The sequence below is a fragment of the Sphingopyxis sp. Q841 genome (genome assembly GCF_052384365.1).
GTDB lineage: Bacteria > Pseudomonadota > Alphaproteobacteria > Sphingomonadales > Sphingomonadaceae > Sphingopyxis > Sphingopyxis terrae_A.
This window is the reverse complement of the sequence record NZ_JBQSUM010000001.1, coordinates 2,043,539-2,059,589: the sequence shown is the minus strand read 5'-3', so window position 1 is coordinate 2,059,589 and position 16,051 is coordinate 2,043,539. Positions and strand designations below refer to the sequence as shown.

General features: G+C 65.4%; 15 protein-coding genes. 8 read left to right on the top strand and 7 right to left on the bottom strand.

Annotated elements, in window-relative coordinates; translation table 11 throughout:
* The first annotated feature begins 73 nt into the window (after window positions 1-73).
* The 8 genes from ACT17R_RS10185 to ACT17R_RS10150 all read left to right on the top strand — a co-directional run bounded on the left by ACT17R_RS10185 (window position 74) and on the right by ACT17R_RS10150 (window position 5,922).
* A complete protein-coding gene (locus ACT17R_RS10185; RefSeq protein WP_217373064.1) occupies window positions 74-1,288 on the top strand; it encodes a hypothetical protein in 1,215 nt (404 codons plus the stop codon).
* Between the two features lie 88 nt (window positions 1,289-1,376).
* The gene (locus ACT17R_RS10180) at window positions 1,377-1,778 is read left to right on the top strand and encodes a hypothetical protein (RefSeq protein WP_062901095.1); all 402 of its coding nucleotides are present in this window, start codon (window positions 1,377-1,379) and stop codon (window positions 1,776-1,778) included.
* A gap of 12 nt (window positions 1,779-1,790) precedes the next feature.
* The gene (locus ACT17R_RS10175) at window positions 1,791-2,369 is read left to right on the top strand and encodes a DUF924 family protein (RefSeq protein WP_444809360.1); all 579 of its coding nucleotides are present in this window, start codon (window positions 1,791-1,793) and stop codon (window positions 2,367-2,369) included.
* A 28-nt stretch (window positions 2,370-2,397) separates the two neighbouring features.
* Entirely contained in the window at window positions 2,398-2,973 is a 576-nt protein-coding gene (locus tag ACT17R_RS10170; protein WP_444809359.1) for a pyridoxamine 5'-phosphate oxidase family protein, read from the top strand.
* On the top strand, window positions 2,974-3,186 hold the full coding sequence (locus ACT17R_RS10165) for a putative signal transducing protein (RefSeq protein WP_444809358.1): 213 nt from the start codon (window positions 2,974-2,976) through the stop codon (window positions 3,184-3,186). It abuts the gene before it with no gap.
* 74 nt (window positions 3,187-3,260) lie between these two features.
* Window positions 3,261-3,977 carry an endonuclease/exonuclease/phosphatase family protein gene (locus ACT17R_RS10160; RefSeq protein WP_062901098.1) on the top strand — a complete coding sequence of 239 codons (717 nt, stop codon included), beginning with the start codon at window positions 3,261-3,263 and terminating at the stop codon, window positions 3,975-3,977.
* A 218-nt stretch (window positions 3,978-4,195) separates the two neighbouring features.
* Window positions 4,196-4,534, top strand: coding sequence for a P-II family nitrogen regulator (locus tag ACT17R_RS10155; protein ID WP_003043080.1), 339 nt, complete (start codon window positions 4,196-4,198; stop codon window positions 4,532-4,534).
* Between the two features lie 17 nt (window positions 4,535-4,551).
* The gene (locus ACT17R_RS10150) at window positions 4,552-5,922 is read left to right on the top strand and encodes an ammonium transporter (RefSeq protein WP_062903029.1); all 1,371 of its coding nucleotides are present in this window, start codon (window positions 4,552-4,554) and stop codon (window positions 5,920-5,922) included.
* 440 nt (window positions 5,923-6,362) lie between these two features.
* Here ACT17R_RS10150 and ACT17R_RS10145 read toward each other — a convergent pair whose 3' ends face one another.
* The 7 genes from ACT17R_RS10145 to ACT17R_RS10115 all read right to left on the bottom strand — a co-directional run bounded on the left by ACT17R_RS10145 (window position 6,363) and on the right by ACT17R_RS10115 (window position 15,931).
* A complete protein-coding gene (locus ACT17R_RS10145; RefSeq protein ID WP_444809357.1) occupies window positions 6,363-7,949 on the bottom strand; it encodes a GMC family oxidoreductase in 1,587 nt (528 codons plus the stop codon).
* A gap of 96 nt (window positions 7,950-8,045) precedes the next feature.
* Window positions 8,046-8,963, bottom strand: a complete 918-nt coding sequence (locus ACT17R_RS10140) for a sterol desaturase family protein (protein WP_444809356.1) — start codon at window positions 8,961-8,963, stop codon at window positions 8,046-8,048.
* Window positions 8,956-9,363 carry a hypothetical protein gene (locus ACT17R_RS10135; protein WP_062901100.1) on the bottom strand — a complete coding sequence of 136 codons (408 nt, stop codon included), beginning with the start codon at window positions 9,361-9,363 and terminating at the stop codon, window positions 8,956-8,958. The genes ACT17R_RS10140 and ACT17R_RS10135 overlap by 8 nt, the downstream gene beginning before the upstream one ends.
* 2 nt (window positions 9,364-9,365) lie before the next feature.
* Entirely contained in the window at window positions 9,366-9,794 is a 429-nt protein-coding gene (locus ACT17R_RS10130; protein WP_003043089.1) for a TIGR01244 family sulfur transferase, read from the bottom strand.
* Window positions 9,795-9,869: 75 nt separating this feature from the next.
* Window positions 9,870-11,645, bottom strand: coding sequence for a DNA helicase RecQ (gene recQ, locus ACT17R_RS10125; protein WP_217373060.1), 1,776 nt, complete (start codon window positions 11,643-11,645; stop codon window positions 9,870-9,872).
* A 61-nt stretch (window positions 11,646-11,706) separates the two neighbouring features.
* Complete coding sequence (gene ybaL, locus ACT17R_RS10120; RefSeq protein ID WP_186401232.1) at window positions 11,707-13,353, bottom strand: YbaL family putative K(+) efflux transporter; 1,647 nt, start codon at window positions 13,351-13,353, stop codon at window positions 11,707-11,709.
* A gap of 763 nt (window positions 13,354-14,116) precedes the next feature.
* Entirely contained in the window at window positions 14,117-15,931 is a 1,815-nt protein-coding gene (locus ACT17R_RS10115; protein WP_444809355.1) for an ABCB family ABC transporter ATP-binding protein/permease, read from the bottom strand.
* Window positions 15,932-16,051 lie beyond the last annotated feature (120 nt).

The window sequence follows — 16,051 nt, the reverse complement described above, 5'->3', positions numbered from 1 at the left end:
GCATATAGAGGGGCAAACAGAATAGATTTCGGTCGCATCATCCGTGGGGCACCCCCACAACAGGGAGGTTTGCATGCGTTCGAGTCTGCGTTTCGTGTCCGTCGCCGCCGTTGCCGCGATGCTCGCCGCCGTTCCGGGATCGGCGCAAAAGACCACCGGCCCCAAGGAACGTTATGAAATGGACGTCGCGACGATGTCCGGTTTCGCCGCAATGGCCGGGGGCGGTCGCGGCGGCCTGGGCGGCGCGATGAGCATGATGTTCGGCGGCGACCCGTCGAGCCGCGTCGCCTACACGCTCAACCTTCGTCTCGGCTCCGATCAGTCGCCGACCGCGCCGCCGCCCAAGGGCGATCATTATTTCGAACCGCAGGCCAAGCTCGGCAAATCGGTGCCGCTGATCGCGCCGCCGCGCGCCGAAGGCAGCTACACCACCGAATTCGAACGGCCCAAGGGGCGCCTGCTGCTCTATTGGGGCTGCGGCGCCAAGGCCGGTCCCGGCCAGCCCGTCATCATCGATTTCGCCAAGGTCGCGGCCGGACAGGTTCCGCCGGGCCTCTTCTCGAGCGCGGTGCCAATCATTCGCGAGGTCAGCCAGGCGAACAGCAAATCCTATGTCGACTGGCCGAACAGCAAGGGCGGCAAACAGCCGCAGGCGGGATCGTCGCTGATCGGGGCGCACCGGATCAACAGCAATGTCGGGTCGGACATCAATTTCAATCTGGCGCAGGATTATATGCCGGGACTCCAGGCGTCGACCGCGCAACAGGCCGACGGATCGGTGATGATCCGCTGGGGGGCACTCCAGCCCGCGACCGGTTACGTCGCATGGACGATCGGCGGCATGGACCGCGGTGGCGGCAGTGGCGACATGGTCTGGTGGACGAGCAGCGCATCGAAGGAATTCGGCGGCGGCCTGTGGGATTGGCTCCCCCCGTCGGTCGTCGCCAACCTGATCACGAAAAAGATCGTGATGCCGCCATCGCAGACGAGCTGCCAGATCCCGGCCGAGGTCAAGAAAGCGTCGGGCGAAATGATGATCGGCAACCTCAACGCCTTCGGCCCCGAAGCCAATTTCTCCTATCCGCCCAAACCCGCGGGCAATGCGGTGTGGAATATCGACTGGACCGCCAAGGTGCGCTTCCGGTCACACACCATGCTGCTCGTCGGCGCCGATATGGGCGGCATGGGCGCGATGGGCGGCAGCAGCGCTAGCACCCCCGCCGAACCGCCCAAGAAAAAGAAGTGCAAAGGGCCGCTCGGCATCCCGCTGCCCGACGGCGCCTGCTGATTTCCCCCGGCGCTTTCAGGCTCGGTTCACGCGTCTCCGTCTATGGGATGAGGAAGGGTAGGACATTTCGAACCGCAGGAGCCCTGTCATGCGTCCGCTGATTACCGCCATCATCGCCGCCGCCGCTGTCGCGGCGGTTCCCGCTGCCGCCACCGCGCGCGAAAAGCTCGCGCCCGAGGCGCAGCTTGCCAAGCTGCTCGAAGGCCGCGTCGCCGGCAAGGCGCGCGACTGCATCTCGCTCTCGGCCGTCACGAGCAGCCAGGTCATCGACAAGACCGCGATCGTCTATCGCATCGGCGACACCCTGTGGGTCAACCGGCCCAAAAATGCCGACAGCCTCGACGAGGATGATATACTGGTGACCAAGACAACGACGTCGCAGCTCTGTTCGATCGACACCGTCGAACTGCACGACCGCAGCAGCCACATGTATAACGGCTTCGTCTCGCTCGGCGAATTTACCCCCTATCGGCGCGCGGGATCGAACTGATAGATAAGGGGAATGTTCGACGACGATCTTCCCCCGCCTTCGCCGCCGCCCGCCGACTGGCCGCATCGGCTGCTCGCCTTCTGGTTCGACAGCCACGGAATGGACGACTGGTACGGCGGCGGCGCCGATTTCGATGCCGCGGTGCGCGATCTGGCCGCCGACTGGCTGGCGGCGCTGCGCAGCCAGCCTGCCGAGGCCTTTTTGACCGACCCCGACACCGCGCTCGCCGCAACGATCCTGTTCGACCAGGTGCCGCGCAACATTTTTCGCGGCAGCGCAGAAGCCTTTGCGACCGACGATCTGGCGCGCCAGATCGCGCGCGGCATCGTCGCGCAGGGCTGGGACCAGCACTGGCCCGACGCACGGCGTCAATTTGCCTATCTGCCCTTCGAACATAGCGAGGATATCGCCGATCAGCGCGAATCGCTGCGCCTGATGTCCGAACTCGCCGATCCGGTCTTCCACGACTATGCGCAGAAGCATTTCGACATCATCGACCGTTTCGGACGCTTCCCGCACCGCAATGCTGCCCTCGGCCGTGAAACGCGTGCCGATGAGCAGGGCGCGATAGAAGAGGGCAAGAATTGGTGATAAGCCGGCGGCCGAACGGAGCTTTGCCATGGCCGAATTTTTCGACGCGCTGACCGAGAAGCACGTCGCTTTCATCGAGAAGCAACCCATCTTCTTCGTCGCGACCGCGGCCGCCGACGGGCGCGTCAACCTGTCGCCCAAGGGCTATGCCGACAGCTTCCGCATCTTGTCCGGCAGCCAGGTCGCCTATCTCGACCTCGGCGGATCGGGCAACGAAACCCATGCGCATCTTGCGGCCGAACAAGCCGACCGCGGACGCATCACGATCATGTTTTGCGCCTTCGACCGCAGCGCGCTGATCCTGCGCCTCTATGGCCGCGGCCGTGCGGTGCTGCCGCAGGATGAGGAATGGGATGCGCTCGCGGCGCATTTCAGTCTGCTCCCCGGCACGCGCCAGATCTTCGTCATCGATATCGACAGCGTGCAGACGAGCTGCGGCTGGGGCGTGCCGATGATGGAACTGCAGCACGAGCGCGACACGCTGCAGAAATATCATCGTCAGGCCGATCCGGTCGAATGGACCGAAAAGTTCAAGGGCCGCACGCGCAGCATCGACGGACTGCCAACCCGGCCGACCGACCGCTATATCGCGGGCGAAGCCTGAATGGCGCTGGTCGAACTGGTGCGGATGCCGAACGGTGCCGAGGCCGAATTGCTGCGCGGCCGCCTCGAAAGCGCCGGGGTTCCTGCTGTCTGCTTCGACGCGGGGATGAATATCGCCGAAAGCGTCGGCCTCGCGATTCCCGTCCGCATCATGGTGCTCGACGAGGATCTCGCCGACGCGCGCGCCTTGATGGCGGAGTTCGGGATCGCTTAGGATGCGGATGACGGCTGCAACCCGGAGCCGCCGCCGTTCGTCATTACCGCAATGAAAGCAGCCCGCCCTCTCCCATGATCCCGCCCCCTCCCACGATCAAGGTCGCCAGCTACAATATGCGCAAGGGCATCGGCCTCGACCGTCGCCGCGATCCGGGGCGGGTGCTGTCGGTACTCGGCGAACTCGATGCCGACATCGTCGCCTTACAGGAGGCCGACCGCCGCTTCGGCACGCGCGCGAGCGCGATCCCGCCGCACATGTTCGAAGATCATAGTGACTATGTTCCCGTCGACCTGCTGGACGGCCGCCCCTATGCGATCGGCTGGCACGGCAATGCGCTGCTCGTGCGCAAGGGCGTCGTGGTCGAGGAGAGTCACGCGCTCCATCTGCCGACGCTCGAACCGCGCGGCGCGGTCGCCGCGACGGTGCGCGTCGGCGATACGCGGCTCCGCGTCGTGGGCATGCATCTCGACATTTCGGGGCTGCGTCGGCGCCAGCAGGCGCGCGCCATCCTCTCGCATGTCGCCGAGGGCGAAAAGCTGCCGACGGTGCTGATGGGCGACTGCAACGAATGGCGCAATCGCGGCGGCTGCCTCCATGATTTCGGCGAGCATCACCGCCTCGTCGACACCGGCCACAGCTTCCACAGCCGCAAGCCCGTCGCGCGCCTCGACCGCATCTTCGCCTCGCCCGATCTCGAAGCCCTGGATGCCGGCGTCCATCAGAGCGCGCTCGCCGCGCGCGCATCCGACCATCTGCCGATCTGGGCGCGGTTCAAGCCCGCCGGCTGACCGGCCGCGCCCTCCCAAGTCGGGCGGACAGGCATAAGCGCGAGGAGCGCATCGCTGCTCAAAATTTAGGCAAATGCCTGCCTCGCCTGCCCAGGTTGCGACCGATTGCACCTGCCGGGCGGTTAAAACTCGTCACAAAATGTTAACTTTCCCGCCCTCGCCGCAATTTGGCACGGCTGTTGCACCGCAACATGGTGCCATAAGCAAAAGGGGGCATCATGAAGCTGATCCTTGCTATCATTAAACCGTTCAAGCTCGACGAGGTGCGCGAAGCACTGACCGGGCTGGGCATCGCGGGAATGACCGTCACCGAGGTCAAGGGGTTCGGCCGGCAGAAGGGCCAGACCGAAATCTATCGCGGCGCCGAATATGCAACCAACATGGTGCCCAAGGTGAAGATCGAGCTCGTCTGCGACGATGCGCTCGCACCGCGGGTCGTCGAAACGCTTCAGCAAAGCGCCGGAACCGGGTCGATCGGCGACGGCAAGATTTTCGTCCTCGACGTCGGGCAAGCCGTGCGCATCCGCACCGGTGAGACCGGCGAGGCGGCGCTGTGATGACGAAGGGGGAAAATATGACGTTCGCAAAGAAAATGGGGGTCGGTAAGATCGCGGCGAGCGCCGCGGCTGGCGGCCTCGCGCTGTTCGCGGCGCTGCCCGCCTGGGCGCAGGAAGCGGCCGAAGCCGCACCCGTCGTCGACAAGGGCGACACCGCCTGGATGATGACCTCGACCGTGCTCGTCCTCGCGATGATCCTGCCCGGCCTTGCGCTTTTCTACGGCGGCCTGACCCGCAGCAAGAACATGCTTTCGACGATGACGCAGATCGGCGCGGTCGCCTGTCTCGCGATGATCGTCTGGGTTTGCTACGGCTATGGCCTTGCTTTCGGCCCCGAAGGCAATGCCTTCATCTCCTGGGGCAAATTCTTCCTCGCCGGCGTCACGCCCGACAGCCTTGCCGATACCTTCTCGGACGGCTTCAAGCTGCCCGAATATGTGTTCATCTGTTTCCAGATGACCTTCGCCGCGATCACGCTGGCGCTGGTCCTGGGCGCGACGGTTGAACGCATGAAATTTTCGGCGGCGCTCGTCTTCGGCGTCATCTGGCTGACGATCGTCTATTTCCCGATCGCGCACATGGTGTGGGCAGCCGGCGGCTTCCTTTTTGAAGGCAAGATGTTCGGCACCGACCTTCCGGCGGCACTCGACTTTGCCGGCGGCACCGTCGTCCACATCAACGCGGGTGTCTCGGCGCTCGTTGCGGCGATGATCCTCGGCAAGCGCATCGGCTATCAGAAGGAAATCATGGCGCCGCACTCGCTGACGCTGACGATGGTCGGCACCGGCCTGCTGTGGGTGGGCTGGTTCGGCTTCAACGCCGGCTCGGCGCTCGAAGCCAATGGTTCGGCGGCGCTCGCGATGATCAATACCTTCGTCGCCACCGCCTCGGCCGGTCTCGCCTGGATGCTCGCCGAAAAGCTGGGCGGTCACAAGCCGTCGGCCCTTGGCTTCTGCTCGGGCATCATCACCGGCCTCGTCGCTGTCACTCCCGCGGCGGGCAATTCGGGTCCGTTCGGCGCGATCGTCCTCGGCGCGGTTGCAGCGTTCATCTGCTTCTATGTCGTCACGGTCCTCAAGCCCAAGCTCGGCTATGACGACGCGCTCGATGCCTTCGGTATCCACGGCGTGGGCGGCATCGTCGGCGCCATCGGCACCGGCATCGTCTACGCGCCGAGCCTCGGTGGTCCCGGTGGCGAGGATTTCGCGATGGGGCCCCAGGTCGTTACCCAGATCGTCGCTGTCCTCGTCGCGATCGTCTGGGCCGCCATCGGTACCGTCATCGCGGTCTATGTCGCCAAGGCGCTCACTGGGCTCCGCGTCACCGAAGAAGTCGAACGCGAAGGCCTCGACCTCGGCGAACATGGGGAACGCGCCTACAATATGTAATCACGAGACAGGATACCCGCCGCCGCTCTCTCCTCTTTCAAACGGGCGGCGGGGTCCTAACCAGGTTCCTCCTGCGAACCACTCATGGCCGGGATGCGAAAGCGCCCCGGCCATTTTTTTGTGCAGATTGCGCTGCACAATAAAAGGGCAGCGCTGCCGCGAAATTAGGCCTTCCCATCATGACATTAATATGGCATTCAGCCTGTCAACAGTTTCAGGAGGGGAGAGCCTGAAAGGCTGGGCCAGGACGCAAGTCCTGGCCCTCTTTTTTTGCCCGTTTCGCAGGCACCCCCGAAAAGCCGGGCTTTTTCAGGCCTCTCGAATAGTGAGACATCGCTGAGGGCTGCATGCCCCGGTCCGCCGAATCGGTCGCGCCCAGCGCCTCCGCCGCGAAAGACTCCGGCCGCCGCGATGCTTTTGCGCGCGGCGGCAAAGGCCGCTTATTGCAGCGCGGATTTGACGAAATCGGCGGCGCGTTCGCCGATCATGATGCTCGGCGCATTGGTGTTGCCGCTGACGAGGCGGGGCATGATGCTCGCATCGGCAACCCACAGGCCATCGACGCCATTCAGCTTCAGCGTCGGGTCGACAACGGCTTCGGCGTCGCTGCCCATGCGGCAGGTGCCCACCGGGTGATAGACGGTGTCGGCGCGGCTGCGGATCAGCGCGTCGAGCGCGGCGTCATCGTCGATATTCACCGGATGGCGATCGACCCCGGCGTAGTCGGACAGCGGCGGCGCAGCGACGATGCGGTGCATCATCCGTACCCCGGCGCGCAGCGTTGCCATGTCGCGGTCGTCGGTCAGGAAGCCGGGATCGATCAAGGGCGCCGCCGCTGCATCGGGCGAGGCGAGCGTCACGCTGCCCCGGCTTTCGGGGCGCAGGACGCAGGCGTGGCACGAAAAGCCATGCCCCTTCACCTTGGTACGACCATGATCCTCCAGCATCGCGGGAACGAAGTGGAACTGGATATCGGGCGCGGCGACGTCGGGCCGCGACTTCCAGAAGCCGCCCGCCTCGGCGAAGGGCGTGGTCATGATGCCGGTACGCCCGGTGCGATGTTCAAAGATCGCCTTCAGCATTCGCCAGCTGCCCGCCAGACTATCGCCGAAGGGGTCGCCCGAGCGCGTTTCCCAGCTCGACACATAGTCGATATGATCCTGCAGATCGGCCCCCACCGCCGCACGGTCGGCGACCGGATCGATCCCCATCGCCTTCAGATGGGCGGCGGGTCCGATGCCCGACAGCATCAGCAGCTGCGGCGACCCGAAAGCACCGGCGGACAGGATCACCCCGCCCGCGGCGCGCAGCGTCTCGCGCGCTTTGCCGCGGCGGATCGCCACACCCGTCGCGCGGCCGTTTTCGACGATGATTTTTTCGACCAGCGCGCCGGTGCGAATGGTGAAATTGGCGCGCCCGCGCAGCGGTTCGACATAGGCGCGCGCCGCCGACCAGCGCTCGCCGCCCTTCTGCGTCACCTGATACAGGCCAAAGCCTTCCTGCTGCGCGCCGTTGAAATCGGGGGTGCGCGACAATTGCAGCGCCGCCGCGCTCTCGACGAAGCGGCGGCTCGTCACATTGGGCCAGCGCTGGTCCACCACGTTGAGCGGGCCGTCGCCGCCGTGCCATTCGTCGGCGCCGCGTTCATTGCCCTCGCTGCGCTTGAAATAGGGCAGCACGTCGGCATAGCTCCACCCGCTCGCGCCAAGCGCCGCCCATTGGTCGTAATCGAAAGCGTGCCCGCGAATATAGATCATCGCGTTGATCGCGCTCGATCCGCCCAGCCCGCGCCCGCGCGGCTGGTACCCCGTGCGGCCGTTCAGCCCCTTTTGCGGGAGCGTATCATATTGATAATTCGACTTCTTGGGGATGAAGGGCATGAAACCGGGCGTCTTCACCCACATATTGTCGTTCGATCCGCCGGCCTCGATCAGGCAGATACGCCGCGTGCCGTCCTCGGCAAGCCGCCCCGCCGCCGCGCTTCCGGCGCTGCCGCCGCCGATGACGATGATGTCGAACTGATCCATAAAGCCGCTCCCCTCGCCACCCGATCGGTGGTCAATTGCGACTTACATGAATGTCATTAGCCCGCGAGGCAAGCGCGTTGTCGCGGCGGGCGAGGACTATTCCGCAGCCGGCTCCTCGGCGGGGCGCCGCTCTGCCCATCGCTCCTTGATCATGGCGCTGGTCATCCGGCTGCCGTCGTGGCTCCAGCCGGGTTCACGCCAGATGTAGGACAGCTTGTGCCGCCACGGCGCGCTCCACACGTCTTTGGCGATCCCGACCCATTCGTGGACCGCGGCCCACAAAAGGTTGAAGCTGCCGAGCTGTTTGACGATGCCATAGCGAACCGGATCGTCGTCGCGTTCGGAAACGAAGCTGCCGAACATCCTGTCCCACACGATGAAGACCCCGGCATAGTTGGCGTCGAGGTAGCGCGGGTTGACGCCGTGGTGGACGCGGTGGTGCGATGGCGTGTTCATCACCGCCTCGAACCAGCGCGGCATCCGCCCGATCGCCTCGGTGTGAATCCAGAACTGGTAGATCAGGTTAAGCCCGCCGCAGAAGAAGACCATCGCGGGTGGAAAGCCGATCAGGAACAGCGGCAGACGGAACAGGAAAGCCAGGCTGAAAAAGCCGGTCCAGGTCTGCCGCAGCGCGGTCGACAGATTATAATGCTGGCTCGAATGATGGATGACATGGCTCGCCCAGAACCAGCGGACGCGGTGCGCGCTGCGATGAAAGGCATAATAGGCCAGATCGTCGAGGACGAAGCAGAGGATCCACGCCCACCACCATTGTTTGAGCGCGATGCCGATGTCGAACAGGTGGAATTGATAGACCCACACCGCCATGCCGACGACCGCCGCGCCGACCGCCGCACCGGCCACTTGACTACCGGTACCAAGCAGAAGCGAGGTCAGCGTGTCGCGCGTTTCGTACCGGCTCTTGTCGCGGCGCAGCGACACGATCATCTCGGCGATCAGCAGCAGGATGAAGGCGGGCACCGCATAGGTCACCGGGTTGGGAAGATCATCCATGCGCCACATCCCGCATCCGCGCCGCCCAGACGCCCGCCTCTTTCCCGAGTTGCAGCGTCACCGATCCGAAGCTTCGCTCGGGCATCGTCAATGTCAGGAAATCCTTGTCGAGCCGCCCGACCACGGCGGCATCGACCGGCCGCGCCGCGAAATGATTGCCGTGCGCACGCACCAGCATCATCTGACCGGCGGCGTTGCGGACGATCGCCGCAAAGCCCGCGCGGTCGCGCGCGACCTCTACCCCTCCGAACCCCGTCTCGGCCTCGTCGGCAAGGCGGATCGCATGGGCGGCGTCGGCAATCCGCGGATCAGCGCCCAGACCCATGCGCTTGACCAGCCAAGCGACGAACAAGACCGCCACCAGCGATCCCGCGAGCTGGATGAGGTCGCTCACCGTCATGGCTAACCTGCGAGCGCGTCCATCATCGGCCGCAGCGCCGACAGATCATAGCCGCCGTTCGCGGCCGCATCGCACAGCATGTCGATATCGTCGCCGGCCCGCGCGCGCGTCAGCGCCCACAAATGCGTCGAGCGCGTGCCCGACCGGCAATAGGCGAGCACGGGCCCGGTTGCATCGCCCAGCAGCGTATCGAGCGCGTCGAGCTGCGGATGGCTGAACCCCGAATGGCCGATCGGGATGGCGGCATAGGCCATTCCCTCGGCGGCGCAGGCATGCGCGATGGCATCGCCCTGCGGCGCACCCGGGTCCTCGCCGTCGGGGCGGTTGTTGACGATCATCGCAAAGCCAGCCGCCTTCGCCGCGGCGACGTCCTCGATGCTGATTTGCGGCGCGACCGAATAGGTCGGGGTCAAGGCTCGAAAGTCGCTCATGCCGCGATCTATAAACCTGCGCCGATTGCTGACAAGCGTGAAGGTGGCAACAAGGTCGGGCGATAACGATCTTTCCTAGAACCGCCGGATCACCTCCAGAAAGGCATCGCCCCACGCTTCGAGCTTCTTGGCGCCGACGCCGGGAATTGACGCAAGGTCGCTGCGCGAGGCGGGACGCTCGCTCGCCATCGCGCGCAGCACCGCGTCGTGGAAGATCACATAGGGCGGCACGCCCGCCTCGCTCGCGAGATCGCGCCGCGTCGCACGCAGCGCATCGAACAGCGGGTCTCCGACCGGGTTCGCCGCCGCGCCGTCGCCGCGCCCGGCGCGCGACAGGCGGCGCGCGGGCGGCTCGGCCATCAGTACGGGCACCTCGCCCTTCATCACCGCGCGCCCGGTGGGGCCGAACATCAGCCCGCCATGTTCGGTCGCGGCCAGCGCCTCGCGCGCCATCAGGCTGCGCACCAGCGGTTTGATCAGCCGCGCATCCTCCCCCTCGACGATGCCGAACACCGACAATTTGTCATGGCCGCGCGCGGCGATGCGCTCGTCACGCCGCCCGGTGAGCACCGCCTCGACATGCCCCGCGCCATAGCTTTGCCCGGTTCGATAGACCGCCGACAAAAGCTTCTGCGCCAGCACCGTCGCATCGACCTGCTTCGGCGGGTCGATGCAATTGTCGCAATTGCCGCAGCGCAGCGGCGGGTTTTCGCCGAAGTGGCGCAGCAGCAGCGCGCGGCGGCACTCGACCGTCTCGACCAGCGCCGCGAGCGCATTGAGCCGGACGCGCTCGCCCGCCAGCCGCTCTTCGGGCAGATCGCCCAGCCGCATCCGCGCCCGCGCGAAATCTTCGGCGCCCCACAGCATCAACGCCTCGGCGGGATCGCCGTCGCGTCCCGCGCGCCCGGTCTCCTGATAATAGCTCTCGATCGATTTCGGCAGCCCGGCATGCGCAACGAAGCGCACGTCGGGCTTGTCGATCCCCATGCCGAAGGCGACCGTCGCGGTGACGATGCCATCTTCCGAAGCGACGAAATCATGCTGCACCCGCGCGCGCCGTTCGGGATCGAGTCCGGCATGATAGGCCGCGACGCTGCGCCCGGTGGCGGCGGCGAGCTTCGCGGCCATCCGTTCGGTCCCGTCGCGCGTCGGACAATAGACGATCCCGGGTCCCGGATTGGCGGCGATGAATTCGGTAAGCTGTTTTGCCGGCGCGCCGCGCGGCGCGATGCGATAGCGAATGTTCGGTCGGTCGAACCCCGCGAGAATCAGCCCTTCGGCGGGGATGCCGAGCTGGACCAATATATCCTCGCGCGTGTGCTTGTCGGCCGTCGCGGTCAGCGCGAGCCGCGGCACCGCTGGAAAGGCGTCGAGCAGCGGGCGGAGCAGGCGATAGTCGGGGCGGAAATCATGCCCCCATTCCGAAACACAATGCGCTTCGTCGATCGCGAACAGCGCGGGCGCACGCGCCGCCACCAGCGACCGAAACCCCTCCCCCGTTGCCCGTTCGGGCGCGATGTAGAGGAGGTCGAGCTGTCCGTCGCGATAGGCCTGACGCGTGTCGGCGAAATCGGCATCGACGCTGGTGAGACTGGCGGCGCGAATCCCCGCCGCACGCGCACCGCGCAGCTGATCGTGCATCAGCGCGATCAGCGGCGATACGACGACGACACAGCCGTCGAGGGCCACAGCTGGAAGCTGGTAGGTCAGCGACTTGCCCGCGCCCGTCGGCATCACCGCCAGCGTATGCGCGCCCGCCATCACCCGCGCAACGACATCGGCCTGTCGCCCGCGAAAGGCGTCGAAACCGAATGTGGATTTGAGCAGGGGGAGAAGAGCGTCGGGAGACATCGCTCGGGGCGATAGGGAAGATCGGGATCGAGGGAAACCCCAACCGCGCCTTTGCCGGCGCTCAGGCTCTGGCCAGCATCGCGCGTTCGGCCATCCGCGTCGCGGTTTCGCGTTCCGCCATCACCACATGGTCGGCGCCGCGGCGGACGAGATCGCCCACCTCCTCGTCCGAATGGGCTCGCGCTACGATGACCAGCTGTGGGTTGATCGCCCGCGCGCGCCGCACGATCGCGCCCGCCTCGACGCCTTCAGGGATGGCGATCAGCAGCGTCGCGGCGGTGTCGATCTTCGCTTGGCGCAGAACGCTTTCCTTGGTCGCGTCGCCGACGATCACCGTCGCCCCCGCGGCGCGGGCGGCGGCGGCCATATCCTTCTGATCTTCTATCACCACCAGCGCCTCGCCGCGCGAACAGAGCAGGGAACCGATATGGCTGCCGACGCGGCCGAAGCCGATCAGCACGGTGCGTGACGGCTCAGCCGCGGGCAACGCGGCCGCTTCTTCGGCAATATCGGGAAAATGCTCGGCGCGCACACGGCGAACGACGAGCGTGAAGAAGATCGGGTTGAACAGGATCGACAGAATCGACCCCGCCAGGATTAGGTCGCGCGCCATGTCGGGCATGACCTTGAGCCCCACCCCCAGCCCGGCGAGGATGAAGGAGAATTCGCCGATCTGCGCCAGGCTGACCGAGATCGTCAGCGCGGTCTGCGTCGAATGACCGAAGGCGCGCACGATGGCAAAGGCCGCGAGCGATTTGCCCACGATGATGATCGCAACGGTCGCGAGCACCGGTACCGGATGCTCGATCAGCACCCAAGGGTCGAACAACATGCCGACCGAGACGAAGAAGAGGACCGCAAAGGCGTCGCGCAGCGGCAGCGTTTCCTCGGCAGCGCGCCGCGAAAGCTGCGTCTCGCCCAGAATCATTCCGGCAAAAAAGGCGCCCAGCGCAAAGCTGACATCGAAGATCACCGCAGCACCGAAGGCGACCCCGAGCGCGGTCGCCAGTACCGCGAGCCGGAACAGCTCGCGCGAGCCAGAATGGGCGACCCAGTGCAGTACCCACGGCAGGATACGGCGCCCGAGGACGAGCATCATCGCGACAAAACCCGCAACCTTCAGAAAGACGATCCCTGCCGACTGAAGCAAGGCGGCGCTGTCCCCCGCGCCGCCCTCGTCGCCGCGCGCGCCGAACATCGCGGGAAGCAGGACGAGCGCCAGCACCATTGCCAGATCCTCGACGATCAGCCAGCCGACCGCGATCCGCCCCTTTTCGGTCTCGACCATGTCGCGCGCCTGGAGGGCGCGCAGCAGAACAACGGTACTCGCCACCGACAGCGCCAGACCGAAGATCAGGCTGCCGGCGAACGACCAGCCGAGCCACAGACCCAGCGCGGTCCCCAGCGCGGTCGCAGCAGCAATCTGCACGATCGCTCCGGGCACCGCGATCCGGCGCACCGACAAGAGATCCTTGAGCGAGAAATGAAGGCCCACCCCGAACATGAGCAGGATCACGCCAATCTCCGCAAGCTGGAGCGCCAGCCCAGTGTCGGCGACGAAACCCGGCGTGAACGGCCCGACAAGAACGCCCGCCAGCAGATAGCCCGCAATTGGCGAAATGCGCAGCCGATGCGCCAGCGCACCCATCAGAAATGCGACCACAAGGCCCGCGACGACGGTTCCGATCAAGCTTGTGTCATGCGGCATAGGGCAGCGTAAAAGCCGCGAATGCGCATGGTCAAGCAACTCAAGCGATTCTGTTGCATTTTAGGGCTTGGTCGCGTGCAGGGAAGGCCGCTTTGGGATGGGGAGCGGACGTTTCGATTGCGAAGCCAATGCCCTCCGCATAGGGTTTCCCAATGTGGCGGAATCTTATTGGGATATTGGTCCTGCCTTGGCTGGCTGGTTGCGGCCCCGCACTTGTTTGGGGTGGAAATGACGCCACAAGGGAAAGATTGCTCAAGATTGTCCCAATCGGTTCGTCTGCCAAGAAGCTAGACGAGGCCGCGAAAACCAATGGCTGGAGGCTTAAGGTGCACGATAACCGCACCTTTGCGAAAGGTAAGCCTCATTATTTTGGTAACGGATGCCAGACCGCAGGCGGCATAACGCGAGATTCTGTTGTGGCGGAATACGGGGTCCTCACGACATCGGTCCAAGCGGTATGGCTTTTCGATGAGAAGGAACATTTGCGTCGGGTGTGTGTGCGCAGAACGACAGACGCGCTGTAGGACGCGATGTCCACAATCGGTCGCTAGCCGTTGAACCTATTATCGCGTTCGTGTCGAGCGAAGCCGAGACACCCATCGGCGCGACGCCTGGCCCGAGGAGCATCTCGACCTCGGCCAAAGGCCGTAGTTGGTCCTGAGCGCCTGCCAAGGCCCTCGAAGAGCTCGATGCGAACCGATCAGGATAGACCAGAAATTCCCCTCCCGTTCGAAAGCATGCGCCCGACTTCCATCCTCCCAGCCTAAACCGTGCCCTCTTCCTTTTCGGCCTGCTGACGCGCCCACATGTCGGCGTAGAGGCCGCGCATCGCGAGCAGTTGGTCGTGAGTCCCCGTTTCGGCGACGCGGCCGCGATCGAGAACGATGATGCGGTCGGCGCTCGTGACGGTCGACAGGCGATGCGCGATCACCAGCGTCGTGCGCCGTTCGGCGATCCGTTCGAGCGTGTCCTGAATCGCCGCCTCGGTCCGGCTGTCGAGAGCGCTCGTCGCTTCGTCGAGGATCAGGACCGGCGGATTCTTGAGCAGGGTGCGCGCGATCGCGACGCGCTGCTTCTCGCCGCCCGACAATTTGAGCCCGCGCTCGCCGACTTCGGTCTCATAGCCCTGCGGCAGCATAGCGATAAAGCCGTCGATCGCCGCGCCCTTCGCGGCCTCGGCGATCTCTTCGACGCGCGCATCGGCGCGGCCATAGGCGATATTATATCCGATGCTGTCGTTGAACAGCACCGTATCCTGCGGGACGATCCCGATTGCGGCGCGCAGGCTCTGCTGCGTTACCGCGCGGATGTCCTGCCCGTCGATCAGGATGCGGCCGCCCTGCGGATCGTAGAAGCGGAAGAGCAGCCGCGCGATCGTCGATTTGCCCGCGCCCGAAGGGCCGACAATAGCCAGCGTCTCGCCTGCGCCCAGCGCAAAGCTGACGCCGTTCAAAATGGTGCGGTCGGCCTCATAGCCGAAGACGACATTCTCGAACGCCACGGCACCGCCCGCGACGTGCAGCGCGGGGGCGCCCGGCGCGTCGGTGATCTCGCTCGGCGTGTCGATCAGGCGGAACATCGCCTCCATGTCGATCAGCCCCTGGCGGATCGTGCGATAGACCATGCCGAGCATGTCGAGCGGGCGGAAAAGCTGCGCGAGCAGCGTGTTGACGAGCACCACGTCGCCGACCGCGAAGATGCCGCGCGACCAGCCCCACACCGTGTAGCCCATCGCCCCCGCCATGGCGGCATTGGTGATGAAGCTCTGCCCGATATTGAGCCAGGCGAGGCTGTTCTCGCTTTTGACCGCGGCGCTCGCATATTGGCCCGCAACCTCGCGGTAGCGCGCCGTCTCGCGCCCCTCGGCGCCGAAATATTTGACCGTCTCGTAATTGAGCAGGCTGTCGACGCTGCGCCCGACGGTCAGCGTGTCGAGGTCGTTCATTCGCATCCTGAGCGCGGTGCGCCAGTCGGTCACCTTGCGCGTGAAGGCGATGTAGACGACGACCATCAGCGCAGTCGCCGCGGCAAGGCCGAGGCTGAATTTGGTCCAGAAGATGACGATGACCGCGGTCAGTTCGATGATTGTCGGCGCGATATTGAACAGCAGGAAATAGAGCATGGTGTCGATGCTCTTGGTTCCGCGCTCGATCACCTTGGTCACCTCACCCGTCCGCCGCGCGAGGTGGAAACGCAGCGACAGTGCATGCAGGTGAGTGAAGGTGGCGATCGCGAGTTCGCGCGTCGCATCCTGCCCGACGCGTTCGAAAACAACATTGCGCAGATTGTCGAACAGCACCCCGGCAAAGCGCGCGCCGGCATAGGCGACGACCAGCCCGATGGTCAGCGCGATGCCTTCCTGCATCCCCGGCGCCATACGGTTGATCGCCGCGCCATAGACGAAGCCCATCGACAGTTGCACCGCCTTTGACGCCAGCACCAGCAGCCCGGCCCCGATAATGCGCAACTTGTGCTCGCGATGCCCCGCCGGCCAAAGATAGGGCAGGAAGCGCCGCAGCGTCGCCAGGATCGGCGGCTCGCTGCGCGGGCTGGCGGAAGAAGCGGTGTCAGGCGGCATGAGCGCTCCATGTAGGGCGCCGGTCCCGCTTCGCCAAGCATGGGCGAAGACAATGCTCCCTTTTGCGTGAAAGGCGCGTGATTCCGGTCCGCCGCCGCCCGATCACGGGAATCGGGCGAG

Excerpts from the sequence above, each read along its gene's own strand:
- ACT17R_RS10185 (WP_217373064.1), top strand. The coding sequence starts at position 74 with ATGCGTTCGAGTCTGCGTTTCGTGTCCGTCGCCGCCGTTGCCGCGATG.
- ACT17R_RS10180 (WP_062901095.1), top strand. The coding sequence starts at position 1,377 with ATGCGTCCGCTGATTACCGCCATCATCGCCGCCGCCGCTGTCGCGGCG.
- ACT17R_RS10175 (WP_444809360.1), top strand. The coding sequence starts at position 1,791 with ATGTTCGACGACGATCTTCCCCCGCCTTCGCCGCCGCCCGCCGACTGG.
- ACT17R_RS10170 (WP_444809359.1), top strand. The coding sequence starts at position 2,398 with ATGGCCGAATTTTTCGACGCGCTGACCGAGAAGCACGTCGCTTTCATC.
- ACT17R_RS10165 (WP_444809358.1), top strand. The coding sequence starts at position 2,974 with ATGGCGCTGGTCGAACTGGTGCGGATGCCGAACGGTGCCGAGGCCGAA.
- ACT17R_RS10160 (WP_062901098.1), top strand. The coding sequence starts at position 3,261 with ATGATCCCGCCCCCTCCCACGATCAAGGTCGCCAGCTACAATATGCGC.
- ACT17R_RS10155 (WP_003043080.1), top strand. The coding sequence starts at position 4,196 with ATGAAGCTGATCCTTGCTATCATTAAACCGTTCAAGCTCGACGAGGTG.
- ACT17R_RS10150 (WP_062903029.1), top strand. The coding sequence starts at position 4,552 with ATGACGTTCGCAAAGAAAATGGGGGTCGGTAAGATCGCGGCGAGCGCC.
- ACT17R_RS10145 (WP_444809357.1), bottom strand. The coding sequence starts at position 7,949 with ATGGATCAGTTCGACATCATCGTCATCGGCGGCGGCAGCGCCGGAAGC.
- ACT17R_RS10140 (WP_444809356.1), bottom strand. The coding sequence starts at position 8,963 with ATGGATGATCTTCCCAACCCGGTGACCTATGCGGTGCCCGCCTTCATC.
- ACT17R_RS10135 (WP_062901100.1), bottom strand. The coding sequence starts at position 9,363 with ATGACGGTGAGCGACCTCATCCAGCTCGCGGGATCGCTGGTGGCGGTC.
- ACT17R_RS10130 (WP_003043089.1), bottom strand. The coding sequence starts at position 9,794 with ATGAGCGACTTTCGAGCCTTGACCCCGACCTATTCGGTCGCGCCGCAA.
- recQ (WP_217373060.1), bottom strand. The coding sequence starts at position 11,645 with ATGTCTCCCGACGCTCTTCTCCCCCTGCTCAAATCCACATTCGGTTTC.
- ybaL (WP_186401232.1), bottom strand. The coding sequence starts at position 13,353 with ATGCCGCATGACACAAGCTTGATCGGAACCGTCGTCGCGGGCCTTGTG.
- ACT17R_RS10115 (WP_444809355.1), bottom strand. The coding sequence starts at position 15,931 with ATGCCGCCTGACACCGCTTCTTCCGCCAGCCCGCGCAGCGAGCCGCCG.